Origin of the sequence: Roseburia intestinalis L1-82 (assembly GCF_900537995.1) — a bacterium.
Lineage (GTDB): Bacteria > Bacillota > Clostridia > Lachnospirales > Lachnospiraceae > Roseburia > Roseburia intestinalis.
The window spans coordinates 2,110,724-2,136,029 of record NZ_LR027880.1 but is presented as its reverse complement, the minus strand read 5'-3'; the positions used below and the strand labels follow the sequence as shown (position 1 = coordinate 2,136,029).

Annotated in this window: 21 protein-coding genes and 1 riboswitch; of the genes, 20 read left to right on the top strand and 1 reads right to left on the bottom strand. The window is 44.2% G+C overall.

Features of this window, described 5'->3' with window-relative positions; genetic code table 11:
- Positions 1-63: 63 nt before the first annotated feature.
- Positions 64-1,590 (top strand): glycoside hydrolase family 43 protein, encoded by a 1,527-nt coding sequence (locus RIL182_RS09965; RefSeq protein WP_044999406.1) that lies wholly within the window; start codon positions 64-66, stop codon positions 1,588-1,590.
- Between the two features lie 117 nt (positions 1,591-1,707).
- On the opposite strand, the gene RIL182_RS09960 is transcribed toward RIL182_RS09965, so the two are convergent.
- Positions 1,708-3,234, bottom strand: a complete 1,527-nt coding sequence (locus tag RIL182_RS09960) for a sodium/proline symporter (protein ID WP_006858305.1) — start codon at positions 3,232-3,234, stop codon at positions 1,708-1,710.
- A 148-nt stretch (positions 3,235-3,382) separates the two neighbouring features.
- A riboswitch (Fluoride riboswitch) is annotated at positions 3,383-3,456 on the top strand.
- Positions 3,457-3,552: 96 nt separating this feature from the next.
- Here RIL182_RS09960 and RIL182_RS09955 point away from each other — a divergent pair.
- The 19 genes from RIL182_RS09955 to RIL182_RS09865 all read left to right on the top strand — a co-directional run bounded on the left by RIL182_RS09955 (position 3,553) and on the right by RIL182_RS09865 (position 25,299).
- Positions 3,553-4,758, top strand: coding sequence for a chloride channel protein (locus tag RIL182_RS09955; protein ID WP_044999407.1), 1,206 nt, complete (start codon positions 3,553-3,555; stop codon positions 4,756-4,758).
- A 182-nt stretch (positions 4,759-4,940) separates the two neighbouring features.
- On the top strand, positions 4,941-5,579 hold the full coding sequence (locus RIL182_RS09950) for an endonuclease III domain-containing protein (protein WP_006858307.1): 639 nt from the start codon (positions 4,941-4,943) through the stop codon (positions 5,577-5,579).
- Between the two features lie 147 nt (positions 5,580-5,726).
- Positions 5,727-6,515, top strand: coding sequence for a CAP domain-containing protein (locus RIL182_RS09945; RefSeq protein WP_242655608.1), 789 nt, complete (start codon positions 5,727-5,729; stop codon positions 6,513-6,515).
- Positions 6,516-6,748: 233 nt separating this feature from the next.
- On the top strand, positions 6,749-7,567 hold the full coding sequence (locus RIL182_RS09940) for an FAD binding domain-containing protein (RefSeq protein ID WP_006858308.1): 819 nt from the start codon (positions 6,749-6,751) through the stop codon (positions 7,565-7,567).
- Between the two features lie 80 nt (positions 7,568-7,647).
- Positions 7,648-8,112: a (2Fe-2S)-binding protein gene (locus RIL182_RS09935; RefSeq protein WP_006858309.1), complete on the top strand. Its 465-nt coding sequence runs from the start codon at positions 7,648-7,650 to the stop codon at positions 8,110-8,112.
- A complete protein-coding gene (locus tag RIL182_RS09930) occupies positions 8,109-10,412 on the top strand; it encodes a xanthine dehydrogenase family protein molybdopterin-binding subunit (RefSeq protein WP_015560537.1) in 2,304 nt (767 codons plus the stop codon). The genes RIL182_RS09935 and RIL182_RS09930 overlap by 4 nt, the downstream gene beginning before the upstream one ends.
- 4 nt (positions 10,413-10,416) lie before the next feature.
- Positions 10,417-11,043 (top strand): nucleotidyltransferase family protein, encoded by a 627-nt coding sequence (locus tag RIL182_RS09925; RefSeq protein WP_044999408.1) that lies wholly within the window; start codon positions 10,417-10,419, stop codon positions 11,041-11,043.
- The gene (locus RIL182_RS09920) at positions 11,030-12,337 is read left to right on the top strand and encodes a pyrimidine-nucleoside phosphorylase (protein WP_015560538.1); all 1,308 of its coding nucleotides are present in this window, start codon (positions 11,030-11,032) and stop codon (positions 12,335-12,337) included. The genes RIL182_RS09925 and RIL182_RS09920 overlap by 14 nt, the downstream gene beginning before the upstream one ends.
- Positions 12,338-12,372: 35 nt before the next feature.
- Positions 12,373-12,642: a YabP/YqfC family sporulation protein gene (locus RIL182_RS09915; protein ID WP_006858311.1), complete on the top strand. Its 270-nt coding sequence runs from the start codon at positions 12,373-12,375 to the stop codon at positions 12,640-12,642.
- A 3-nt stretch (positions 12,643-12,645) separates the two neighbouring features.
- A complete protein-coding gene (yqfD, locus tag RIL182_RS09910; protein WP_006858312.1) occupies positions 12,646-13,893 on the top strand; it encodes a sporulation protein YqfD in 1,248 nt (415 codons plus the stop codon).
- Entirely contained in the window at positions 13,880-14,878 is a 999-nt protein-coding gene (locus RIL182_RS09905) for a PhoH family protein (protein WP_006858313.1), read from the top strand. The genes yqfD and RIL182_RS09905 overlap by 14 nt, the downstream gene beginning before the upstream one ends.
- Complete coding sequence (locus RIL182_RS09900; protein ID WP_006858314.1) at positions 14,875-16,068, top strand: HD domain-containing protein; 1,194 nt, start codon at positions 14,875-14,877, stop codon at positions 16,066-16,068. Before RIL182_RS09905 ends, RIL182_RS09900 begins: the two co-directional genes overlap by 4 nt.
- Before the next feature lie 61 nt (positions 16,069-16,129).
- The gene (gene ybeY / locus RIL182_RS09895) at positions 16,130-16,627 is read left to right on the top strand and encodes an rRNA maturation RNase YbeY (protein WP_015560540.1); all 498 of its coding nucleotides are present in this window, start codon (positions 16,130-16,132) and stop codon (positions 16,625-16,627) included.
- Positions 16,628-16,642: 15 nt separating this feature from the next.
- Positions 16,643-18,304, top strand: coding sequence for a putative polysaccharide biosynthesis protein (locus RIL182_RS09890; RefSeq protein WP_006858315.1), 1,662 nt, complete (start codon positions 16,643-16,645; stop codon positions 18,302-18,304).
- A gap of 112 nt (positions 18,305-18,416) precedes the next feature.
- The gene (locus RIL182_RS09885; protein ID WP_006858316.1) at positions 18,417-18,803 is read left to right on the top strand and encodes a BofC C-terminal domain-containing protein; all 387 of its coding nucleotides are present in this window, start codon (positions 18,417-18,419) and stop codon (positions 18,801-18,803) included.
- A 149-nt stretch (positions 18,804-18,952) separates the two neighbouring features.
- Entirely contained in the window at positions 18,953-20,236 is a 1,284-nt protein-coding gene (locus tag RIL182_RS09880; protein ID WP_006858317.1) for a BaiN/RdsA family NAD(P)/FAD-dependent oxidoreductase, read from the top strand.
- The gene (locus RIL182_RS09875; RefSeq protein ID WP_006858318.1) at positions 20,223-21,854 is read left to right on the top strand and encodes an NAD(P)/FAD-dependent oxidoreductase; all 1,632 of its coding nucleotides are present in this window, start codon (positions 20,223-20,225) and stop codon (positions 21,852-21,854) included. Before RIL182_RS09880 ends, RIL182_RS09875 begins: the two co-directional genes overlap by 14 nt.
- A gap of 49 nt (positions 21,855-21,903) precedes the next feature.
- The gene (gene mutS / locus RIL182_RS09870) at positions 21,904-24,582 is read left to right on the top strand and encodes a DNA mismatch repair protein MutS (protein ID WP_022112989.1); all 2,679 of its coding nucleotides are present in this window, start codon (positions 21,904-21,906) and stop codon (positions 24,580-24,582) included.
- Positions 24,583-24,600: 18 nt separating this feature from the next.
- Positions 24,601-25,299 (top strand): FAD-dependent thymidylate synthase, encoded by a 699-nt coding sequence (locus tag RIL182_RS09865; RefSeq protein WP_015520760.1) that lies wholly within the window; start codon positions 24,601-24,603, stop codon positions 25,297-25,299.
- Positions 25,300-25,306 lie beyond the last annotated feature (7 nt).

Sequence of the window (25,306 nt, the reverse complement as noted above, 5' to 3'; positions counted from 1 at the left end):
TCGGCAGACAGAAATTTGAATCAAACAGTCTGTTGAGGAATGCTGCAGAAGGAGAAGAGCGACATGAGAGTACAAAATCCAGTTGTCCGTGGTTTTTACCCGGATCCAAGTATCTGCAGTGCAAACGGCAAATATTATCTTGCCTGCAGTTCGTTTGAATATTTTCCGGGGGTTCCATTATTTGAAAGCGATGATCTGTTAAACTGGAAACCGATCGGCCATTGCCTTACCAGAAAAAGCCAGGTCAATTTATATCAGGTTCCCGGTTCCGGCGGGGTGTTCGCACCGACGATCCGCTTCCATAACGGACGGTTCTATATGGTTACCAACAACAATACCTATCAGAAAAATTTTTATGTCTATACAGACGATATCTACAGCGAATGGTCGGATCCCGTTTTTGTGGATCAGGGAGGCATTGATCCATCTTTATATTTTGAGGGAGATAAAGTTTATTTTATCAGCAATGGAACTGACGAATCAGATGGAAGAGGCTGTATTTTCCAGTGTGAGATCGATATCGTAACCGGAAAACGATTGACGGAAAGCAGACCGATCTGGAAGGGCAGCGGCGGACGATACATCGAATCCCCGCACATGTATCATTTCGGTGATTGGTATTATCTGATGGTTGCAGAAGGTGGTACGGAATACGGACATATGGTGACTTATGCAAGATCGAAAGATCCTTACGGACCATTTGAGGCGTATGCCAAAAATCCGGTACTTACAAACCGAAATTTAGGCGGCAATGAAAATCATATACAGGGGATCGGTCATGGTGATCTTATCACCACACCTTATGGGGAAACCTTTATGGTATGTCTGGGATTCCGGATCCAGAGCGACTGGATGCCGTTCCATCATTTAGGACGTGAGGTATTTTTAGTTCCGGTTACCTGGGATAACGATGGATGGTTCACTGCAGGTGTAAATGGAACCGTGGAATCTGTGATGGATATGCCGTTAAATGCCACGGCACAGGAAATAAACGGACTTTATGATGTTTCTTTTGAGACATTAAAAAATGAGCCGCAGCGTTTTTGCCATCTGCGTGAGTACCACAAGGAATGTTATGCGTTTGCCAAAAACAGTGTGACACTTTTGGGCAATCGTTTTACCTTAAATGATGCAGAAACACCAACATTTTTAGGCGTCCGCCAGTCGGAGTTTGACACAGAACTTACCGTCGGACTTTCCGGGAATTCGCCGGAAGCGGGTATCACATTTTATCTGTCCGAGGAACATCATTATGATCTGGCTGTTTTATGTGATGAGAAGAAGCGCACATTGATCTTACGTCTGCGCATCGGGGATGCGATTATGGTGGTAAAAGAAATAGAACTGCCGGATGATGCAGAGGTTACCTTAAAAGTGGTATCCGATCCGGCGCAGTATCATTTTTATGGAGTGTTGGACGGAAAAGAAATTCTGCTTGGAAGCACACGTACAAAATACTTATCTTCTGAAGTTGCAGGGGGTTTTACCGGTGTTGTGATGGGAATGTATGCGGTAAACCCGGAGGAAGCTGAAGATTGTAAGGCCCTGTTTATGAATTTATGCTGGAAACAGGGGAAAAACAGAGGTTAAAGCGTAAACCTTAGTGTTTTATCATGAAAAAAACAGGGATTACATGTTACTATAGTATGTAATCCCCGTTTTTTAGATGTATTCGATCGAAATAAAATAAATCTTTTTTAAAATCTGTTATACACTCTCAAACTCATCAACGATCTCCTGTGAAGGTGGTGCAGTCAAAAGACTGACAACAACGATCGCAGCTGCAGAACATAAAAATGCCGGAAGCAGTTCATAAATTCCAAACAGGCCTCCAAGTGGGGCAATCAGATATTTCCATATAAATACCATAACGCCACCGACAATCATTCCGGCAAGTGCACCATTTCGATTGGTACGTTTCCAGAATAATGAAAACAGCATGACAGCACCGAAAGTCGCACCAAATCCTGCCCAGGCGAAAGATACGATGCGGAATACAGAACTGTTTGGGTTTCTGGCAAGGAAAACACCGATAATGGCGATCACAACAACTGTAAGTCTTGCCATAAGCATGGAAGATTTTTTGGAAAGCTTTAATCCCATGCAATCACAGAACAGGTTTTGTGAAACACATGAGGATGCAGCCAAAAGCTGTGAATCCGAAGTTGACATGGTACTTGCAAGGATTCCGGCAAGAATAAGTCCAGCCATGATAACGGATAAAACACCGTGATTACTTAAAAGGACAGCTGTTCTGACAATCAGTGTCTCAGACTGAGCCGAATTCTCAAATAACGCAAGGGCACCGGCTTTGGTCATTGCAGAACCGATAATACCGATAAAAATGGCAACAAACATGGAAATAACAACCCATACGGATGCAATCCTTCTGGAGGTTTTTAATTTGTTCTCATCCTCGATTCCCATAAAACGAAGCAGGATATGCGGCATGCCAAAATATCCGAGTCCCCATGCAAGTGTTGATGCAATGGTAAGACTTTTGTATGGAACGGATGCGCCGGCTGCAGGGTCATAGGAAGAAAAAAGACTTAAATATCCGTTCATGGATTTTGCGTTCGCAATAATGGCATCAAATCCTCCGGCAGTGTGGATACCGAAAATTACAACGATAAAGAGTGCAATTGTCATGATGATACTCTGAATCAGATCCGTCATGCTTGCGGCAAGGAATCCACCAAGAGTGGTGTACAAAACAATGACGATCGCGCTGATAATCATTGCCGGAAGATAGGAAACACCAAACAGTGTAGAAAACAATTTACCACATGCAGCAAAACCGGAAGCGGTATACGGCACAAAGAAAATCACGATCATAATTGCAGAAATTGCCATCAGTGCATGGCTTTTATCACGGTATCTGTTTTCGAAAAAAGCCGGCAGCGTGATGGAATTGTTTGCTTTGTGGGTATAACGGCGCAGGCGTTTTGCAACGATCAGCCAGTTGAGATAGGTACCGATTGCAAGCCCGATCGCAGTCCAGCCGGCCTCAGCACAACCGGAAAGATACGCAACACCGGGCAGTCCCATCAAAAGCCAGCTGCTCATGTCAGATGCTTCCGCACTCATTGCAGTTACAATCGGCCCGAGTTTACGGCCACCCAGATAAAAATCAGAAACATCATTGTTCTTTTTGGAATAGAGTACACCAATGCCAACCATCAGGATCAGATAAATGATCATGACGAGAAGCAGTCCTATTGTCTGTCCTGTCATAACAAAACTCTCCTTTGTCTGTTCATATAAATTTTTGCAAGTATATCATGAATGAAACATTACTGCAATACTGTATCACAATAAAGTTGTAATGTAAAATATTTTTTATTGACATAGCGCGAAAGATATGATATTTTACAGAAAAAAAGTATGAAACGGGAATGAGGTTCTCCCACGATTAATTCGAAACCGCTAAATTTAGCTGATGACTTCTGTGTAGACTGCACGGGGGTATCAGCTTTTTTTGTGATTTCGAAAAATAATCAGATAAAGAAAGGATGTTTGTGCAAAAAAATTGCACAGCGAAGGATTAAACGGATGGAAAACAAATCACAAACGATTGTTTTATCTCTGAAATATGTATTGCTTGCCATTTTAACCGGTGTACTGGTTGGAATCATTGATACAGTATTTGGCAGAGGACTACTGACAATTTCTGATTTTCGGACAGGCCATTATTTGTATCTGATACCGTTTCTGCCGTTTGCTGGTCTTTTGATCACATGGCTGTATTATCATTTCAGCGAGACAAGCTTAAAGGGGATGACATTAGTATTTGAGACGGGACAGAAAAAAAGAGAGGATATTCCGTTGTTGTTAATTCCTCTGGTCATGTCTGGAACCTGGATCACGCATTTATTCGGAGGAAGTGCCGGCCGCGAAGGCGTCGCCGTGCAGATCGGTGCAGTGTTATCACATGTACTTGGGCGCAGATTTCATCTTCCAAAAGACAGCCGCGTTATGCTGATTACCGGTATGGCGGCGGGGTTCGGTGGTTTGTTTCAGACGCCGCTTACAGCCGTATTTTTTTCCATGGAAGTGATCGTTGCAGGAAAAATACAGTATGAAGCACTGCTGCCGGCACTGATTGCTTCATATACAGCTGCTTATACTTCCCATACACTGGGGCTGGAAAAATTATATGTGCCGCTTAAGGATACACTTGAGATATCAGATGCTGGTATGGCTGTCCGGCTCATTGTGCTTGGAATCATTTTTGGACTGACCGGACGGCTGTTTTCGTTTCTGCTTGCAAAATCAAAAAAGTTTTTCGGAGAAAAAATCAAAAATCCATATTTCAGGATAGGTGTTATTTCCATCCCGTTAGCACTGATTTTGTTTCTGCTTTACAACGGAAGATACAGCGGACTTGGAACCAATCTGATCTCGGCAGCATTTTCTGGCGGAATGATTTATTCTTATGACTGGATCTTAAAACTGCTGCTGACAATTTTAACTCTTGCAATCGGATATCAGGGTGGGGAGGTTACACCGTTATTTTCCATTGGTGCATCGCTTGGAATTGTTTTAGGGGGAATTCTTTCCATTTCGCCGGTTCACTGTGCGGCACTCGGATACGCAGCTGTATTTGCAGGTGCAACGAACACACTGCTTGCGCCGGTGTTGATCGGACTTGAAGTATTTGGAGCAAATGATATGGTGCCGTTTCTGATCGTATGCATTTTTGCTTATCTGGTGAACGGGGATAAATCTATTTATGGAGCGCAGGAAGTGAGAAAGTAATTTTGGCCCGTATTGCTTTCATTGTTTCAGGTAAGGTTTTATGATAGAATATCAGGTATCACAAGCTTGTGGTGCCTGCGCTAAAACTTGTGATACCTGAAAACAGACAAGAATAACGCTTAAAATAAATGTGTTTAAGGGAATATATTTTGTAATAAGACAATAAGGAAGTGAGGCTAACCATGAGAAAGAAAGAACTTGCCAAAGAAGTGATCGAGCGTCTGAAAAAAGAATACCCGGATGCCGGATGCAGTCTCGAATATGACCAGGCGTGGAAACTTCTGGTCAGTGTCCGCTTGGCGGCACAGTGTACCGATGCAAGGGTAAATATCGTTGTAGAAAAATTATATGAAAAATTTCCGGATGTGAAAGCACTTGCCGAAGCACCGGTGGAAGAAATTGAAGAAATTGTAAGACCGTGCGGACTTGGAAAAAGCAAGGCACGGGATATCAGTGCATGTATGAAGATTTTATGGGAGCAGTACGGTGGAAATGTGCCGGAAGATTTTGACTCCCTTTTAAAACTTCCGGGTGTGGGAAGAAAGAGTGCGAACCTGATCATGGGAGATGTCTTTGGAAAACCTGCAATCGTAACTGACACACACTGTATCCGCCTTGCAAACCGTATTGGTCTTGTCGATGGAATCAAAGAACCCAAAAAAGTAGAGATGGCACTCTGGAAGATCATTCCGCCGGAGGAAGGGAATGATCTGTGTCACCGTTTTGTGTATCATGGACGTGAAGTATGTACGGCGCGGACAAAACCGTATTGTGACCGCTGTTGTCTGAACGATGTCTGTAAAAAGACGGGAGTGGAGTAAAAAATATTGGAAATTCCAGATTTTACCGGTTGGATGGCAGTATAAATTATGATATTCTTCTGCTTGTAACAATTATGTAATATATTTGAAATGGATAAGAAATATTTAAACTGTTACATAATGCAAAATTACAAATGGAGGAATATCATGAAGAAACAGACAATACTAGCATTTACAACGGCACTTGGAATTGCGATGAGCGTATCTGCACCGGTAGAGGCAGCGTCCGCTAACCGTGTGAACATCTCAGTTTATGAGAAGGACTGCACAACAAATCAGTGGAACTCTGTTGAGACAGGTTCTATCAATGATGTATTGAAAAAAATATGTGATCGTTTTCCGGCAATCGTTTTACCGGGAGACTGCATACCGGAAATTCCAGAAGACGACAAAGAAGAGCAGACACCGGATACGTCAGAGAAACCAGACACATCGGAAAAGCCGGGTACACCAGAAAAACCAGACACATCAGAAAAGCCGGAAGAAAGTCAGCCGGGCGGTACTGAATCAGGTGGGAACAGTACTACAGACAGTGAACAGCCGAAAGATGATGTAACGGAAAATTTCTATGCAAAACAGGTTTTAAAACTGGTCAACACAGAGCGGAAAAAGGCCGGCTTAACGGAACTTACATGGGATGATACAGTTGCGACTGCCGCAATGACACGTTCAAAAGAAATTGAAAAATCATTTTCCCATACCAGACCGGATGGAAGAAATTTTGGAACGGCGATCACAGATCTTGGTATCACTTATCGCAGAGCCGGGGAAAATATCGCATGGGGTCAGAAAACACCGGAAGCGGTTATGAATGCATGGATGAACAGTGAAGGGCACCGTGCGAATATCTTAAACCCGAACTTTAAGAAGCTTGGTGTCGGTTACCGTACAGATAGTCAGAGAACGCCGTACTGGACGCAGTTGTTTACTTATTAGAAAAGAATAAGAGTTATTTAGAGAATGGGCATATTGCAAATGAGAGTTTGCGTAATATGCCCATTTTTTTGCGGGAAACCACAGTTTTCCAGAAAAAGTCCTTGGTTTTCCAGAAAAAGTCCTTGGTTTTCTGGGAAAAGTCCTTGATTTTCCCTTATTCCCGTTTGACGGCAGTACTTCTGTACAGTATAATATAAATAGCACCCTTTTATGCGTACACACAGGAGGAATCAATGTTAACGATCAATGAATACCGCAAGGTAGAAAGTTTAGAAGAAGCGTATGAGCTGAATCAGAAAAAGAATAATAAGATCATCGCAGGCGGTGTCTGGATGAAGATCGGTGACCGGAGAATTGCGACGGCAATCGATCTGTCAGGGCTTGGGCTGGATCAGATCACCGAGACGGATACAGAGTTTGTCATCGGTGCCATGACAACACTGCGTGAGATAGAAAAACATGCGGGACTTGCCGCATATACAGACGGAGCCATCCGTGAAAGTGTCCGCCATATTGTCGGTGTACAGTTCCGCAACTGTGCAACCGTAGGTGGAAGTATTTTCGGACGTTTTGGTTTTTCCGATGTACTGACCGTATTTCTGGCAATGGATACCCAGGTAGAGCTGTATCATGCAGGTATGGTTTCCTTAAAAGAATTTATTGATATGCCATATGATAATGATATTTTAGTAGCTCTGCATGTGGCAAAAAAGCCGATCCGCATTGCCTATTTAAGCCAGCGCAATACGGCTACCGATTTTCCGGTGGTTGCCTGTGCAGTGTCTGAATATGATGGCAGTCTGCATGTGAGTATCGGAGCAAGACCGGTTCATGCCAGATTGGTAGAGCTGCCGCTCGGTTCCGGTGAACCGGATGGTTTTGGAAAGCAGCTTCCGGAAGGATTTGAAAAAGATGAGGCACTGGTAAAGGAACTTGCAACCTGGTGCGCAGATCAGTTTACTTATGGCAGCAACCGCAGAGCCGGAGCTGATTACCGAAAACATGTTGCTGGCGTGCTGATCCGCAGAGCAATCTGTTCTTTGGAAAAATAAAAGACAGGCATTGGTGTAAAAAGGTATGAAAGTCTTTGCTTATAAAAAGACAATATCAGAAATGGAGAACGAACAATAAGATGAAAATACATGTATGGCTGAATGAGCATGAAATCACACGCGAGATAGCAGCAGATCTGCCGCTGTTAGAATTTGTCCGGTCAGAGGGCTGTTACAGTGTAAAAAGAGGATGTGAGACCTCAAACTGCGGTCTCTGTACCGTGTGGATCGACCACAAACCGGTGCTTTCCTGTTCCGTGTTAGCGGCAAGGGCAGACGGTACACATATCACAACCTTAGAGGGAGTGGAAGATCGTGCAAAAGAATTTGGCACTTATCTCGCAAAACAGGGCGGCGAGCAGTGCGGCTTCTGCAATCCGGGATTTATCATGAATGTACTTGCGATGGAGGATGAGTTGGAAAACCCGACGGAGGAGGATATGAAGGAATATCTTGCCGGAAATCTCTGCAGATGCAGCGGATATGAGAGCCAGCTTCGTGCAGTCAAAGAATACCTGAAGTTTAAAATGGAGGGAAAAGCATGAACAGCAGTACGAACTTAAGAAAACCGGGAAAATTTGTCAACGCTCCCGTAATGAAAAAAGATGCGATGGCGCTTGTGACCGGAAAACCGGTTTATATGGATGATGTGGCGCCAAAGGACTGTCTGGTCGTAAAAGTTCTGAGAAGTCCGCATGCGCATGCACTGATCAAGGAGATCCGCACAGACCTTGCAGAAAAAGTAGACGGTATTGTCTGTGTACTGACCTACAAAGATGTTCCAAAACGCCGCTTTACCATGGCAGGACAGACTTATCCGGAGCCGAGTCCGTATGACCGTTATATATTAGAAGATCGTGTCCGCTTTGTCGGCGATCCGGTTGCGATCGTTGCCGGAGAGACCGAAAAAGCAGTCGATATGGCATTAAAACGGATCAAAGTGACTTATGAGGTTTTAGATGCTGTATTAGATTTCCATACAGCAATGGATAATCCGGTTTTAGTACATCCGGAGGATGACTGGAAGTCACTCTGCCCGGTGGGTGCGGACAACAAAAGGAACCTCTGTGCGTCCGGTGTGGACGGAGAGGGTGATGTGGATGCCGTGATTGCGGACTGTGATATCGTATTAGACGAAACTTACCATGTCAAAGCCATGCAGCAGAGCATGATGGAAACTTTCCGTACCTGTACCTATCTGGATACCTATGGCCGTCTGATCGTGCTCAGTTCCACGCAGATCCCGTTCCATGTGCGGAGAATCGTTGCAAATGCACTCGATATTTCCAAGGCAAAAGTGCGTGTCATCAAACCGCGTATCGGTGGAGGTTTCGGTGCAAAACAGACGGTTGTGACGGAAGTATATCCGGCGATCGTAACATGGAAGACCGGAAAACCTGCAAAAATGATCTACACCAGGGAGGAATCCATGATCGCATCCTCACCGCGCCACGAGATGGAAGTCCGTGTACGTCTTGGCGCAATGTCGGATGGAACGATCCGTGCCATCGACCTGCACACACTTTCAAATACAGGGGCGTTTGGTGAACATGGTCCGACTACGGTGGGATTAAGCGGCCACAAATCCATCCCGATGTACCACACGGAGGCATTCCGTTTTCAGTATGAGGTAGTCTATACAAACCGGATGTCCGCAGGCGCTTACCGCGGTTACGGTGCCACACAGGGTATTTTTGCGGTGGAGTCCACAGTCAATAAATTGGCAGACAGACTTTCCATGGATCCGATCGTGCTTCGCCAGAAGAATATGATCCATGAGGGCGATGTGATGCCAGCTTATTATGGCGAGACCGCGAATAGCTGCCGCTTAGAGGAATGTCTGCTAAAGGCTTCTGATATGATCGGATGGAAAGAAAAAGGCATGCGCACTGTCATGCCGGATGGAAAGATCCGTGCACGCGGCGTTGCCATGGCAATGCAGGGATCTTCCATTTCCAACTGTGACGTCGGTTCTGTCACGGTAAAATTAAGTGATGAGGGAACTTATCATATCACGGTCGGCTGTACCGATATGGGAACAGGGTGCGATACGATCATTGCCCAGTTTGCGGCGGATGTGTTAGAGACACCGATCGATAATATTTCCGTGTACGGTGTTGATACAGATATTTCCCCATATGATTCCGGTTCTTATGCATCCAGTACAACTTATCTGACCGGAATGGCAGCAGTAAAGGCATGTGAACAGTTGAGAGAACACATTATTGCACTTGCAGCAGCCCGTATGAATAAAGATGCTTCTGCACTTACTTTTGATGGAGAAAATGTCATCGATGAATCAGACGGTTCTAAAATGAGCCTTTTTGACATTGCAACCGCGTCCATGTGCAATAATGAGATATCAATGGAGGTTACTTATTCACACAGCTCCCCGGTATCACCGCCACCATTTATGGCAGCCTGCGCCGAAGTCGAAGTTGACCCTGAAACAGGCGCGATTGAGTTATTAGACTATACCGCCTGTGTTGACTGTGGAACTGTCGTAAACACCAATCTTGCAAGGGTACAGACAGAAGGAGGACTTTTGCAGGGAATCGGCATGACACTGTACGAGGATATCTGGTACGATGAACGCGGGAAAAATCTTTCCAATTCCTTTATGCAGTATAAAGTACCAAGCCGTCTGGATACAGACCGTATCCGTGTGGAATTTGACAGCAGCTATGAACCGACTGGTCCTTTTGGTGCAAAATCCATCGGTGAGATCGTCATCAATACACCGGCCCCGGCGATCGCAGATGCAGTTTATAACGCAACCGGCGTCTGGATCAATGAGCTGCCGATCACACCTGAGAAAATCCTGAAGGGAATGAAGGTGATCTGATACGATACAGATAAATCTGATCTATCTTGCTGCCGGATACGCAAGGCGGTTCGGCAGCAATAAACTGCTTACGGAATTTCATGGAAAACCGTTGTTCCTGCATGGTCTGACAGAATTAGTGCGCCTGCAGAATATGTGCAGTTATCCGTGTAAGATCATTGTTGTGACTGCATACGATGAAATTGAGCAGTTGTGTAAAGAATTGTCTGCAATCGACTGTATCGTCGTGCGCAATCAAGGTACGCAAAACGACGGAATTGCCTCAAGCATTCGAAAAGGCATAGAGACAGCTGTCACTTATCCCGTGACAGCAACGGGTGATTCTGTCTCCTATGATATGTTTTTTCAGGCAGACCAGCCGTATGTAAAAGCAGAATTACTCCATGACTTTCTGGATGCATTTTTTCGCAGCAAAAAAGGGATCGGGGCTTTAGCGTGTGACGGCAGTCTGCGCAGCCCCAATCTTTTTTCGGAAACTTATCGCGGGAAACTGCTTGCACTGACCGGGGAGTGCGGCGGTAAAATAGTGATCCGTTCCCACCCGGATGATGTTTTCTCTTATCCGGTTTTAATGCCGGAATTTTTTGTTGATATCGATACAAGGGAGGATTATGCACATGAGAATGTATGACCTGATTGAAAAGAAAAAACTTGGCATGGAACTGACCACAGATGAGATCCGTTTTATGATCGATGGTTTTACGGACGGTTCGATTCCGGATTATCAGATGTCTGCCATGACGATGGCGATCTGTTTTCAGGGAATGAGTAAACGGGAAACGGTCGACCTGACACTTGCCATGCGTGACAGCGGGGATGTGCTCGATCTCTCTTCCATTCCGGGTGTGAAAGTAGATAAACACAGTACCGGCGGTGTGGGAGATAAGACATCGTTAGCGCTGACACCGATCATTGCTTCTCTTGGAGTTCCGGTTGCAAAGATGTCTGGAAGAGGACTTGGCCATACCGGAGGAACCATTGACAAACTTGAGAGCTTTCCGGGATTTACGACTGCGCTTCCGGAGGAAATCTTTTTTAAAAATGTCCGTGAGATCGGTATTGCACTGGCAGGGCAGACAACCAATCTTGCCCCGGCGGATAAAAAGCTGTACGCACTGCGTGATGTCACGGCTACCGTCGATCAGATGTCACTGATTGCCAGCTCGATTATGAGCAAAAAATTAGCTTCCGGCAGTGATGCAATCGTGCTCGACGTCAAGACCGGAAACGGCGCATTCATGAAAAAATATGAGGACTCTGTCGCACTTGCAAAAGAGATGGTGTCGATTGGAACGATGGCAGGCAAAAAGACGGCGGCAGTCATCACGGATATGGACCAGCCGCTTGGAAATGCCGTTGGAAATGCCATCGAAGTGATCGAGGCGGTCGACACCTTAAAAGGAGAAGGCCCTTCGGATTTTAAAGAGGTAGTCTTTGCACTGGGGGCCCAGATGTTACTCTTTGCAGGACGTGCAGATTCATGCGAAGAGGCGGTAAAACTCATGCAGGATTCCATAGACAGTGGAGCTGCGCTTGATAAAATGGCTGAGTTTGTGAGAGCGCAGGGTGGGGATGCATCTTATGTATATGACACTTCAAAGTTCCCAAAAACAAAATATTCGGTCGAAGTAAAAGCAGCGTGCGGCGGATTCGTGCATCGCATTCTGGCGGAAAATATTGGCATTGCCTGTATGACACTTGGCGGTGGACGTGAAACGAAGGACAGTGTGATCGATCTTTCTGTTGGCATTTATTTAAAGAAGAAAAATGGAGATGCTGTAGATACCGGTGACACACTGGCAGTCATTTATGCAAATGATCGTGAAAAAATGGATGCGGCTGCCGAAAAAGTACTGCATGCTTATGAAATTGCTGCCGTGCCGAAAGAAATGCTGCCGGTCGTAAGAGAATATATTTACGAATAAAGAATAAGATCTTTTTTTCCTTCATACAATCATATATGAAGAAAAATCAGAAAGAAAAAATAATAAACAGCTTAGAACTGCCGAAGGATCTGATGCTCGGCGCAGCGATCGTGACTGCAACCGGAAGGCATGAGGTTCTGATTTCTAATTATAAAGGAATCCTGGAATATGAGGATTCCTTTATCAAAATACAGACAAAAAACTGCAGGATCCTGATTTCCGGCTCACATCTTGCAATCGACTATTACACGAATGAGGAAATGAAAATTACCGGGTTTTTAGACACGATCCAGTACGAAAATTAACAGATGCTGCTCTCGGTAATTAAGTATTTTAAAGGATACGTGTATGTCCGTTTAAGCGGTTATGCGCCGGAACGTTTCCTGAATTTATGCGGAAGCCATGATATTCTGATCTGGAATTTGAAATCTACGAAGGATGGATACGAATTCTGCATCAGTGTAGCAGGTTTTAAGCAGTTACGTCCGATCTTAAAAAAAACAAGAACACATATCCGCATCCAAAAAAGATATGGCATGCCGTTTGAATTGTACCATTACCGCAAACGGAAAATGTTTGCAATGGGCATGCTGTTATTTGCAGGGCTGATCTATTACCTTTCCGGTTTTATCTGGAATATTGAAGTCAACGGCAATTCCTATCTGTCTGAGGAAGTCGTACTCTGCTTTCTTTCGAAAGAACATGCCTCTTTTGGCACAAAGAAAAAAAATATTGACTGTGCGGCTTTAGAGGAAACGTTAAGAAGCCGTTATCCCGAAGTGATCTGGACTTCCATCAAAATCTACGGCACCAAAATGACGGTTGATATCCAGGAAAATCTGCTCCCGGAAGAAAATTATGAGGAAAAGAAAGAGGAGACAGCGCACGATATCGTTGCTGCCGATGATGGCTTGATCACAGAAATGATCACAAGAAGTGGTACACCGGTAGTGACTGTAGGAACCCCGGTGAAAAAGGGAGATGTGTTAGTCAATGGGTATGTTGAGATTCTAAATGATGACGGAGAGACGGCACAATATCTTTACCGCACCGCAGATGCGGATGTCATTGCAAAAGTTACATATTCCTACCATGATGAGATACCGATGGAATATGTAAAAAAAGTATCGACTGGCGCAGAAAAAATAACTTATCAGGTCAGAATTCTGGATTATCTGATCGAAAATCCTTTTTTTTCACCGGTGGAAGAACCATATGAAGTTGTGTCGGATGTGTCACAATTTCACTTTACAGATAATTTTTATCTTCCGGTTTATCTGGTCAGACAGACCTATCTGGGCTATAAAAATGAACAAAAGACGTACACAGAAAAGGAGGCAAAACGACTGGCTTCTGAGAATCTTAAGAAATATCTTGACGATTTGGAAGAAAAAGGTATTCAAATTACAGAAAAAAATGTTATTATAGAGAGAACGAAGAAAAAATATGTGGTGAAAGGAACGATTGGCACTTTAAAATCCATTGTTTCCTATCAGCCGACAAAAATCATCGAACAATCGAGCGAAGAGAGGCAACCGACGGATGAGTCTGACTGAACTATCATTAAATATACCGACTGATCATGTGGCCAATGTATTTGGTCAGTTTGATGCGTATATCAAAAAAATTGAACGCACCTTAAACGTCACTGTGGTTTTACGCGGTGAGAGTATGAAGCTCCTTGGAGAGGAACATAATTTAAAAAAAGCGGAACAGGTATTTTTACAGCTGATCGAATTATCAAAAAGAGGCAATATCATTACTGAGCAGAATGTCAATTATGCACTGGCACTTTCGGAGGAGGAAAAAGAATCCGCAATCGTGGAGATCGATAAGGACTGTATCTGCCATACGATCAACGGCAAGCCGGTCAAACCAAAGACACTTGGACAGAAAGCATATGTGGATGCGATACGCCAGAAAATGATCGTGTTTGGCATGGGTCCTGCAGGAACCGGTAAAACTTATCTTGCAATGGCAATGGCGATCACGGCGTTTAAGAATGAAGAAGTGGGAAGGATCATCCTGACACGTCCGGCAATCGAAGCCGGCGAGAAATTAGGATTTTTGCCGGGGGATTTACAGAGTAAGGTCGACCCGTATTTAAGACCGCTTTATGATGCATTATATCAGATCATGGGAGCAGAAAGCTTCCAGAAAAATATGGAAAAGGGGCTGATCGAGGTTGCACCGCTTGCATACATGCGCGGACGTACACTTGACAACGCATTTATCATATTAGATGAGGCGCAGAACACCACACCGGCGCAGATGAAAATGTTCCTTACCCGTATCGGTTTTGGATCTAAGGCGGTGATCACCGGTGATGCAACCCAGAAGGATTTAACACCTGGCACAGCATCCGGTCTTGATGTTGCCTTAAAAGTATTAAAAAAAGTGGATGAGATCGGCATCTGTGAACTGACCAGCAAAGATGTGGTCCGTCATCCGGTTGTACAGAAGATCGTGAAGGCTTATGAAGATTATGAAAACCGCAGTAAGAGCGCATCAAAAAGAAGACAGGAGACTCGCCAGCGATGAATGACCGCTTTGTAATCAAAAGAGGATGGAATCAGGTCTGCATGTTTATCGTTACCATTGCAGCCATACTTTTACTGTGTGCAAAACAACAGATTTTACTGGATCAGATTTTAGGGATTGTCTGTGTTGCCATGATATGGTTTGTATTGTTTCTTTTCTTTATAGAACACGATCGTGCGGAAGGACTGATCAGCCATAACCGTGAAACAGATTTCAAAAAAGTATTATATAGTTATACGGCAGCAGCGGTGGTGGTTGTGTTTGCATCATACTTTCCTGAATTTGTAAAACCGCTGGTATTTGTACCGCTCATTATTGCAGCCTTTGTTTCCGAACGTCTTGCGCTTATCACCGGTATTTTCTGGGATTCCATGATATGTCTGGTTATGGGACTGCATTCACAGGAACTGATATTGTACTGTCTGTTGACAATCTTTGGTGTGATCCTTGCCGGGACGGCGGAGGAAGCCACAAAACAGGAAAAAAAACTTATCTGGTATGAAGTGCTGTTGTTCTGCCTCTCCGTTTTACTTCCAGTCACCTTTTATTATCTGACCTATCAGGAGGTACATTTTGTGCTTTTATTATGGGGAATTGGAGAGGGTGCCATCAGTGTTTTGTGGCTGCAGTTTGGCTATCCGCATTTCTCACATTTGAGGGAACAGGAAGTAAATGATATCCTGACGGATATTATAGATGATACTTATCCTCTTGTCCGTGAACTGTCAAATTTTTCGAAACAGGAATATCAGCATGCACGCAGAGTTTCAAGACTTGCAGCAAGCTGTGCGAGAGTTGCCGGGGCAGATGAAAAGACCTGCGCGGCGGCAGGATTTTATTACCGGATCGGGATCATGGAAGGTGAACCGCTCACAGAGAGCGGAATCCGCATTGCACAGGAACACTGTTTCCCGGAAGATGTCATCCGTATCATCAGTGAATATGATGGCGAAACAGCACCGCCTTCATCCATCGAGTCCGCGATCGTACATATGGTAAATGGCCTGGTCAAAAAGATAGAAGTTTTTGACAGTTATACAATGGCAAGCGAATGGAATCAGGATATGGTCATCTACCAGACACTAAACGAATATTCTGCAAGCGGAATTTATGATCAGTCCGGGCTCGGCATGAATATGTTTTTAAAGATCAGGGAATATCTTGTAAATGAAGAAACCTTCTTCTTTTAAAAAACGTATAAAATACAAAAGATATAAAAACTGCCTGTAAGGCACAGAAATGAGGAAATTTATGAGTCTTTTTATAGAAAAAGAAACAGATACTGATTTTTCATTTGATGAGGAGGCACTCGCAAAAGAAGTGACAGACTATGCAATCGAGCATGAGGGATTTCCGTTTGAAGCTGAGATCAATCTGACACTCACGGACAATGATGGAATCCACGCCATCAATAAAGAATACCGTGACATTGATGCGCCGACGGACGTTTTGTCATTTCCGATGCTTTCTTATGAGAGCGCAGGAGATTTTTCGAAATTAGAAGATGATTACGATGACAATTTCAACCCGGACACAGGCGAAATAATGCTCGGTGATATCATTATCTCTGTTGACAAAGTAAAGGAACAGGCAAAAAGTTATGGGCACAGTGAAAAACGTGAATATGCATTTTTAATCCTTCACAGTATGCTTCATTTATTTGGATATGACCATATGACACCGGAGGAAGCTGCCATTATGGAGGGAAAACAAACTGAGATCTTAAACGAGATGAACATTTTAAGATAACGAGGATTAAGTCATATGGGCAAACAAAATAAAAAAAGCAGTACAAGTTTTCTTGTGCAGGGTTCTATTCTTGCTATCGCATCCATCGTCAGCCGTATTATCGGTCTGATCTACCGTATCCCGCTGACAAATATTATCGGGGATACCGGAAATGACTACTATGGAACTGCTTTCCAGATTTATAATATATTATTGATCATTTCATCCTACAGTCTGCCGCTCGCAGTATCAAAACTTGTATCTGCAAATTATTCACAGGGCAGAAGACACAATGTATACCGCATTTTAAAATGTGCATTGATCTTCGGTGTATGTACCGGTACGGTCGCCGCACTGATCCTTTTGTTTGGTGCTGAGTTTATCACAGGCACGCTGATGAAAACACCGATGAGCGTCTTCGCTGTGCGTGTACTGATCCCTGTACTTCTGATTGTTGCAGTACTTGGTGTTATGAGAGGATTTTTTCAGGGACTTGGAACAATGATGCCGAGTGCAACTTCCCAGATCTTAGAGCAGATTGCAAATGCAATCGTCAGTGTATGGGCAGCGTATGTATTGGCTGATTATGGTGCAAAGGCTGGAGCACTGCTTGGTGATGCTGATAATTATTCCGCAGCATACGGAGCAGCAGGAGGAACGCTTGGTACTGCGATCGGAGCACTGGTTGCATTATTATTCTGTACCTTTGTACTGGTTGTATATCTGTGTGCGTTCAAACGCAGTCTGCACAGAGAGCGGAAAAGAAACGTTGATTCCTATGGCTCGATATTTCATCTGCTTATCATAACGATCATCCCGGTTTTACTGAGCAGTACGATCTACAACTGCAATACCGTCATAGATCAGGCTGTATATAAACACATTGCTGCATATCAGGGATATACCGCGAACCAGTATGGTTCCTGGAATGGTATTTATACTGGAAAATATACGGTTCTGATCAATGTTCCGATCTCCATTGCATCAGCGATGGCGGCATCCTCTGTTCCTGCACTGACTGCTGCCTATGCAGCCGGGAAAAAAGGTGAAGCAAAACGACAGATCGGGATTGCAACACGTTTTATCATGGTGATTGCTTTTCCATGTGCAGTTGGCATGGGCATACTTGCATCACCGATCTTACAGCTTTTGTTCCGTGATTCATCGGAGACTGCTGCACATATGTTACAGGTAGGAGCTGTTACGATTTTGTTTTTTTCACTGTCAACGCTTTCAAACGGTCTTTTACAGGGAATCGGCCGCATGAAAGAACCGATCAAAAATGCGATCATTGCACTGGTACTGCATTTAGGACTGCTGGCAGCACTTATGTTCTTGTTTGACTTAAACATTTTTGCAGTCGTTATCGCAAATGCAGCATTCGGTCTTATCATGTGTATTTTAAATGCAGGATCAATCCGCCGTTACAGTGGATATCATCAGGAAATTCGAAAAACATTTTTTGTCCCTGCAATCGCCGCTGCCGGTATGGGTGTTGTTGTATGGCTCGTCTATCATGGCATTCTGTACGTGCTGCGTGTTAATGCTGTAGCAACGCTTTTGTCGATCGTGATTGGAGCGGCGGTATATGCAGTGTTACTGTTGCTGTTAAAAGGATTAAATGAGCAGGAAATCTTGCGTTTCCCGAAAGGCCGCATGCTGGCAGATGTCGCAAAAAAAATGCACTTATTAAAATAGCTGACGGCATGTGTTTAGACATTCTATGACCATGAAAAAATATTTCTGACAAGTGAATAAAAAGTAAAATTTGGCAAATACTTATCGTAAAACCGGAATATGGAGTGATGGGATGAAAAAAACGACGAGTATTTGCCTTTTTACCGGAATGATCTTTCTTTTATTGGTCATGGTTGTTTATTTACTGTTTACACAACAGGATACGGGGGAAAAAGAACAGGATCTTGCTGCGGCAACCGAAGAAATGCCGGCAGAAACGGATACAGAAAAAGAACTTAAGACAACAGAGAGTCTTGCAGTTTATGAACCTTATGCGTATATCATAAAACAAAAGGATGGGATTCTGGTCGTATACCAGAGTGATGGTATCACAGAATTCTTTGAAACAAATATCCGCATCCGTGATCTGAATGAAGATATGGTAAAGAAATTGGAAAATGGGATCCGGTTTTCGGACGATCAGGAATTGTACGCCTTTTTGGAGAGCTATTCCAGTTAGATTGCTGCAGCCTTTCTGATATTGATGAATTACCAGCAATAACTATGGGTTTCACGGATTGAATGTTTGTTTTTTGTATGTTAAAATAATCAATAGTTTATCCTGTTACGGACAAATAAACTATATAAATATCGAAAAAGGTTTTTAATATGACAGAAACAGAAGTTGCAGTCATTGGCGGCGGAGCATCCGGGCTGATGGCTTCTATTGCGTCTGCTTTAGCAGGTGCAGATACAATCATCTTAGAACATATGGACCGTGTAGGTAAAAAAATACTTGCCACGGGGAATGGAAAATGTAATTATACAAACGAGGTGCAGGGATTATCGTGTTACAGAGGCGAAAACCCTGCTTTTGCTGTACCGGTATTCAGACAGTTCGATCAGAAAAAAACAGTGGCGTTTTTTCGTGAGATCGGTATCGAACCAAAAATAAAAAACGGCTATTATTACCCGGCGAGTGAACAGGCTGCTTCTGTTCTGGATGTCCTTCGCATGGAAGCCGCATATACCGGTGTAAAGGAGATTGTCTCCTGTGAGATCAAAGCAATAAAAAGACAGGGAGATTTCTTTCTGATCCGGACAGGCACAGGAGATTTTCGCGCAAAATCAATCATTTTTGCAACCGGTCTTTTCGCTTCGCCGAAGAGTGGGAGTGACGGCAGTGCGCTTCCATATATTGAACACTTTGGGCACCATATCATAGATATTGTACCGGCGCTGGTGCCGTTGCAGTGCAGGCAGTCATTCTTTAAAATGCTTGCAGGAATCCGTGCAGAAGTTTCGATAAGACTGTACATAAACGGAGCAGAAACGACCAGAGAACGTGGTGAATTACAGCTGACGGATTATGGAATATCGGGAATTCCGGTTTTTCAGATCAGCCGATATGCAACCAGAGCTTTAAAACAAAAAAAACAGGTATATGCACAGATCGATTTTATGCCGGACCGGTCTTTTGGGGAAGTGAATGATCTGCTGAAACTGCGTTTTTGCATGAATGCTCACGGAAAAGATGCCTCTCAGGCGATGATCGGTCTCTGCAATAAAAAGCTTGCAGAGGTACTCTTAAAAGAAGCCGGGATTGATCTTCATATTCCGTCAAAAAAAGTACCGGAAAAACAACTGACACGTCTGACAAAACTGCTGAAAGACCTGCGTGTCGACATCACAGGAAGCAAAGATATCGCGCAGGCACAGGTCTGTGCGGGCGGTGTGGACACACGCGAGATCGATGCAGCCAGCATGATGTCAAAATTAATTCCGGGACTGTTTTTCGCAGGAGAAGTCGTTGATATTGATGGTATCTGCGGTGGATATAATCTGCAATGGGCTTGGTCCAGCGGATATGTGGCAGGAAGCCACGCAGGAGAATATGCACATCCGGGAAAAAAAGCGCACAGGAAGAAACGAGGAAATTATGATTCGAATTAATCAGATCAAGCTGCCAGTAACACATGATACGGTGCAGTTAGAGCAAAAGATCAAAAAAGCGTTGAAATTAAAGGCGGACACGCCTTTTCAATACCAGATCGTCAAAAAATCCATTGACGCAAGGAAGAAGCCGGATCTGTTTTATGTGTACTCCGTAGATGTAGAGACGGCAGACGACCAGAAAATTTTAAAAAAGGTTAACAATAATAATGTTATGTCAATCAAAGTGAAAAAATACGTCCTTCCGGAAGTCATAAATCCTTCACGCACACCTGTGATCGCGGGGGCAGGCCCTGCCGGACTGTTCTGTGCCTATGCATTAATGTCAGAGGGTTTTCATCCGATCGTGACAGAGCGTGGTAAAAAGGTCGAAGAACGGACTGCGGATGTGCAGAAGTTCTGGGAGACCGGTGTCTTAGACACCGCCTCGAACGTCCAGTTCGGAGAGGGCGGTGCAGGAACCTTTTCCGATGGAAAATTAAATACATTGGTCAAAGATCCCATTGGAAGGAACCGTTTTGTTCTTGAAACATTCGTAAAATTTGGGGCACCGGAACATATTTTATATGAAAACAAACCACATATCGGCACAGACATTCTTGCAGATGTGATAAAACGGATGCGGGAATTTATGACAGAAAATGGCGTAGAGTTTTTATTTGAGACCTGTGTTACCGGATTTTCCACCGGCAAAAACGGGAACTTAAAATCTATCGAATTAAATCACGACAGACAAATCGATACCGACTGCCTGATCCTTGCCATCGGTCACAGTGCAAGGGATACGTTTTCGCTGTTACAGGAAAAGGGCTTAAATATGCAGGCAAAATCCTTTGCGGTCGGATTCCGTGTGGAGCATCCGCAGAGCGAGGTCAATCTGACACAGTACGGAGATTTATATGCAGACAAACTTCCTGCGGCACCTTATAAAGTGACGGCAAATCTTCCCTCCGGCAGAGGGGTATACTCCTTTTGCATGTGTCCGGGCGGTTATGTCGTAAACGCTTCCTCCGAAGAACACCGTCTTGCAGTCAACGGTATGAGTTACTCGGACCGTGGCGGCAGCAACGCAAACAGTGCGATCATCGTCTCCGTCACACCGGAAGATTTTAAGGCGGATGCGATCCGTCATGGCGTTTTAGAAGATGCCGATGGGAAAGAAGATGTACTGTCCGGCGTCCGTTTTCAGGAACGTCTGGAGGAGCGGGCATGGAAACTTGGAAATGGAAAGATCCCACAGCAGTTGTTTGGTGATTACTGTAAAAATCGTCCTTCCGTTTCCTACGGTGCATTTGAGAGTACAACAAAGGGTGATTCCGTACTTTGTAATTTGAGAGGACTTCTGCCGGAAGAATTAGAGGAATCATTCATAGAAGGAATGCATCATTTTTCCCGTGCGATTCCGGAATTTGACCGTGAGGATGCGATCCTTTCCGGTGTCGAAAGCCGTACATCTTCCCCGGTGCGTATCGTGCGTGATGAATCATTCCAGTCGAATATCCGCGGCATTTACCCATGCGGGGAAGGCGCCGGATATGCAGGTGGTATCATGTCTGCGGCAATGGACGGCTTAAAGGTTGCCGAGGCAATCGGTAGATATGCCATAGAGAGTAAATGATAGATTACAATTATGAAAAAAATAGATGATCCATTTGACGGACGCTATTATGATGAATAGAAAAAGAACAGAGGTTAAAGACGTGGCAGAATATACACCTATGATGCAGCAATATTTAAAAACAAAAGAGGAATATAAAGATTGCATTTTGTTTTACAGACTCGGTGATTTTTATGAGATGTTTTTTGATGATGCGATCGTTGTCTCAAAAGAACTTGAACTGACGCTGACCGGCAAAAGCTGTGGTGCAGAGGAACGCGCGCCGATGTGCGGTGTTCCTTATCATGCAGTGGAAGGATACTTAAATAAACTGGTTGCAAACGGTCATAAAGTTGCGATCTGTGAGCAGGTGGAGGATCCAAAACTTGCAAAAGGTCTTGTAAAGCGTGAGGTGATCCGCATCGTCACACCGGGAACAAACACAGACATGCAGGCTCTCGACGAATCCAAAAATAATTACATTATGTGTATCGTATATCTTGCAGATAAATACGGTATTTCATTAGCGGACATCTCGACCGGAGACTATTTTGTTACAGAGGTCGATACGGAGCGGAAACTGATTGACGAGATCAACAAATTTGCACCATCCGAGATCATCTGCAATGAGAGCTTTTATATGAGCGGTGTCGATCTCTCTGATATGAAAAATCGCCTTGGTATTGCAGTGTACTCTTTAGAGGCATGGTATTTCAGTGACGAGACGGCAGAAAATACGTTAAAAGAACATTTTAAGGTGCAGAGTCTTGAGGGGCTTGGATTATCTGATTATGCGTGCGGCACGATCGCTGCGGGGGCATTGCTCCGCTATCTGTATGAAACACAGAAAAATGATCTTGGCAATCTTTCTGCGATTCATCCATACTCAACCGGGAAATATATGATCATAGACAGTTCGACCAGACGTAATTTAGAGCTGGTGGAGACACTGCGTGAAAAGCAAAAACGCGGTTCACTGCTATGGGTGTTAGATAAAACCAAAACAGCGATGGGAGCAAGGACACTTCGTGCTTATGTGGAACAGCCATTGATCGATAAAACCGAGATTGAACTGCGCCAGGAAGCCATTGGTGAGTTAAACGATCATGTGATCACAAGGGAGGAATTGCGCGAGTATTTAAATCCGATTTATGACCTTGAGCGTCTGATCACCCGTGTGACTTACCGGACAGCCAATCCGCGTGATCTGATCGCATTTAAGAATTCTATCAGCATGCTGCCTCCGATCAAATCCCTGCTCGATGAGTTTGACGGTGCACTGCTAAAAAATATCCAGAACGACATTGATGCCATGGAAGAACTCTGCTCCCTGGTAGATCGTTCGATCATGGAAGAACCGCCGATCTCTGTGCGCGAGGGCGGACTGATCAAGGAAGGTTATAATGAGGATGTCGATAAATACCGCAATGCCAAAACAGAGGGTAAGACCTGGCTTGCAGAGTTAGAGGCAAAAGAGCGCGAAAAGACCGGAATTAAAAATTTAAAGATCAAATACAACAAAGTGTTCGGCTATTATCTGGAAGTGACCAATTCCTACAAGGATCTGGTGCCGGATTATTTTACCAGAAAACAGACACTTGCCAATGCGGAGCGTTACATCACACCGGAATTAAAAGAATTAGAAGATATGATCTTAGGCGCGGAGGACAAGCTCGTCAGCTTAGAGTATGATCTGTTCTGTGAAGTACGGAATAAAATTGCAGAAGAAGTTGTCCGTATCCAGCGGACAGCGAAAGCAATCGCAAACTTAGACGTTTTTGTATCACTTGCAGTCGTTGCAGACCAGAATAATTACTGCAGACCAAAGATGACCAACAGTGGAGTGATCGATATCAAGGGCGGCAGACATCCGGTTGTCGAAAAAATGATCACAAACGATATGTTCATCGATAACGATACATATTTAGATAACGGAAATAACCGTATTGCAATCATAACCGGACCGAACATGGCAGGCAAATCCACTTACATGAGACAGGCTGCATTGATCGTTCTGATGGCACAGATCGGAAGTTTTGTTCCAGCGACATCGGCAAAGATCGGCATCGTGGATCGTATTTTTACCCGTGTCGGGGCATCGGATGATCTTGCAAGCGGTCAGAGTACCTTTATGGTGGAGATGAACGAGGTCGCAAATATCCTGCGCAATGCCACATCCAATTCGCTTTTAGTACTCGATGAGATCGGACGCGGAACAAGTACCTTTGACGGTTTAAGTATCGCATGGGCGGTAGTTGAACATATCAGCAACCCGCGTCTGCTCGGTGCAAAGACACTGTTTGCGACACATTATCACGAGCTGACTGAGCTGGAAGGAAAGTTAAACAACGTCCACAATTACTGTATCGCGGTCAAAGAAAAAGGCGACGACATTGTATTTCTGCGCAAGATCGTGCAGGGCGGTGCGGATAAGAGCTACGGTATCCAGGTTGCAAAACTTGCCGGTGTTCCGGATTCCGTGATTGAACGCGCCAAAGAAATCGTGGAAGAGCTGAGCGCAAATGATATCACGTCTGTCACGAAAAACATCACGCCTGCAACGGCAGGAACGAAAAAGAAAAAAGAACGTTTGGATGAAGTTGATTTGACACAGATGTCTTTATTTGATACCGTAAAGGACGATGATATTTTAGAAGAGTTAAAAACGATTGATGTCGGAAATCTGACACCAATCGAGGCATTAAACAAACTTTATGAATTACAGAATAAAATAAAAAACCGCTGGTAGAAATGGAGAATAAAATTTATGGGCACAATTACAATTTTGCCGGAGACAACTAAAAACCCGATCACGCTGATGGGACAGCGCGCCGGTGTCTGCTGGGGAGGAAATGTAGAAGATCCGGAGAAAAATTATAAACGGGGCATGGACTGTATCATTTCCGGACATGGAAGAGTCATGGAATATGTAAATGTAGAGATGATCATTGCCGGCTATTCCGCGAGAGTAGAGCGCGAGTGGTATACACATATTGGCGGCTCACCGACACGTTTACAGTCAAGTACACGCTATATCAATTATGCCGGACGCGGATTTGATTACATCATCCCGCCGTCGATCCAGAACAACAAAGAAGCATTGGAAAAATATCAGGCATTAATGGCGCATATCAATGAAGAATGCCGCGCTTTGCAGGAAGACTACGGGATTCCAAAGGAAGATGTTGCAAACGGACTGCCGCTTGGCATGACGGCGTCGATCGTGGATAAAAGAAATCTGCGCAGTTTAACGGAGATGAGCCATCAGAGAATGTGTAACCGCGCATACTGGGAATACCGCCAGTTATTTGGTGACATCCGAAAAGCACTTTCGGAATATTCGGAAGAATGGCGCTGGATCGCAGATAATCTGTTTATGCCAAAATGTGATTACTTCGGATACTGCTCCGAGACAAGACCTTGCGGGAAACCGGTGTCCGGCGTTCCTAAGATGCCAAGACCATAACAGAATA

What these genes read in the sequence shown, in the direction of transcription:
- RIL182_RS09920 (WP_015560538.1), top strand. Translation starts at nt 11,030, where the DNA reads ATGAGAATGTATGACCTGATTGAAAAGAAAAAACTTGGCATGGAACTG.
- mutS (WP_022112989.1), top strand. Translation starts at nt 21,904, where the DNA reads ATGATGAATAGAAAAAGAACAGAGGTTAAAGACGTGGCAGAATATACA.
- RIL182_RS09900 (WP_006858314.1), top strand. Translation starts at nt 14,875, where the DNA reads ATGAATGACCGCTTTGTAATCAAAAGAGGATGGAATCAGGTCTGCATG.
- RIL182_RS09915 (WP_006858311.1), top strand. Translation starts at nt 12,373, where the DNA reads ATGAAGAAAAATCAGAAAGAAAAAATAATAAACAGCTTAGAACTGCCG.
- RIL182_RS09930 (WP_015560537.1), top strand. Translation starts at nt 8,109, where the DNA reads ATGAACAGCAGTACGAACTTAAGAAAACCGGGAAAATTTGTCAACGCT.
- RIL182_RS09880 (WP_006858317.1), top strand. Translation starts at nt 18,953, where the DNA reads ATGACAGAAACAGAAGTTGCAGTCATTGGCGGCGGAGCATCCGGGCTG.
- RIL182_RS09875 (WP_006858318.1), top strand. Translation starts at nt 20,223, where the DNA reads ATGATTCGAATTAATCAGATCAAGCTGCCAGTAACACATGATACGGTG.
- RIL182_RS09890 (WP_006858315.1), top strand. Translation starts at nt 16,643, where the DNA reads ATGGGCAAACAAAATAAAAAAAGCAGTACAAGTTTTCTTGTGCAGGGT.
- RIL182_RS09940 (WP_006858308.1), top strand. Translation starts at nt 6,749, where the DNA reads ATGTTAACGATCAATGAATACCGCAAGGTAGAAAGTTTAGAAGAAGCG.
- RIL182_RS09935 (WP_006858309.1), top strand. Translation starts at nt 7,648, where the DNA reads ATGAAAATACATGTATGGCTGAATGAGCATGAAATCACACGCGAGATA.
- ybeY (WP_015560540.1), top strand. Translation starts at nt 16,130, where the DNA reads ATGAGTCTTTTTATAGAAAAAGAAACAGATACTGATTTTTCATTTGAT.
- RIL182_RS09865 (WP_015520760.1), top strand. Translation starts at nt 24,601, where the DNA reads ATGGGCACAATTACAATTTTGCCGGAGACAACTAAAAACCCGATCACG.
- RIL182_RS09945 (WP_242655608.1), top strand. Translation starts at nt 5,727, where the DNA reads ATGAAGAAACAGACAATACTAGCATTTACAACGGCACTTGGAATTGCG.
- RIL182_RS09950 (WP_006858307.1), top strand. Translation starts at nt 4,941, where the DNA reads ATGAGAAAGAAAGAACTTGCCAAAGAAGTGATCGAGCGTCTGAAAAAA.
- RIL182_RS09960 (WP_006858305.1), bottom strand. Translation starts at nt 3,234, where the DNA reads ATGACAGGACAGACAATAGGACTGCTTCTCGTCATGATCATTTATCTG.
- RIL182_RS09955 (WP_044999407.1), top strand. Translation starts at nt 3,553, where the DNA reads ATGGAAAACAAATCACAAACGATTGTTTTATCTCTGAAATATGTATTG.
- RIL182_RS09905 (WP_006858313.1), top strand. Translation starts at nt 13,880, where the DNA reads ATGAGTCTGACTGAACTATCATTAAATATACCGACTGATCATGTGGCC.
- RIL182_RS09965 (WP_044999406.1), top strand. Translation starts at nt 64, where the DNA reads ATGAGAGTACAAAATCCAGTTGTCCGTGGTTTTTACCCGGATCCAAGT.
- RIL182_RS09885 (WP_006858316.1), top strand. Translation starts at nt 18,417, where the DNA reads ATGAAAAAAACGACGAGTATTTGCCTTTTTACCGGAATGATCTTTCTT.
- yqfD (WP_006858312.1), top strand. Translation starts at nt 12,646, where the DNA reads ATGCTGCTCTCGGTAATTAAGTATTTTAAAGGATACGTGTATGTCCGT.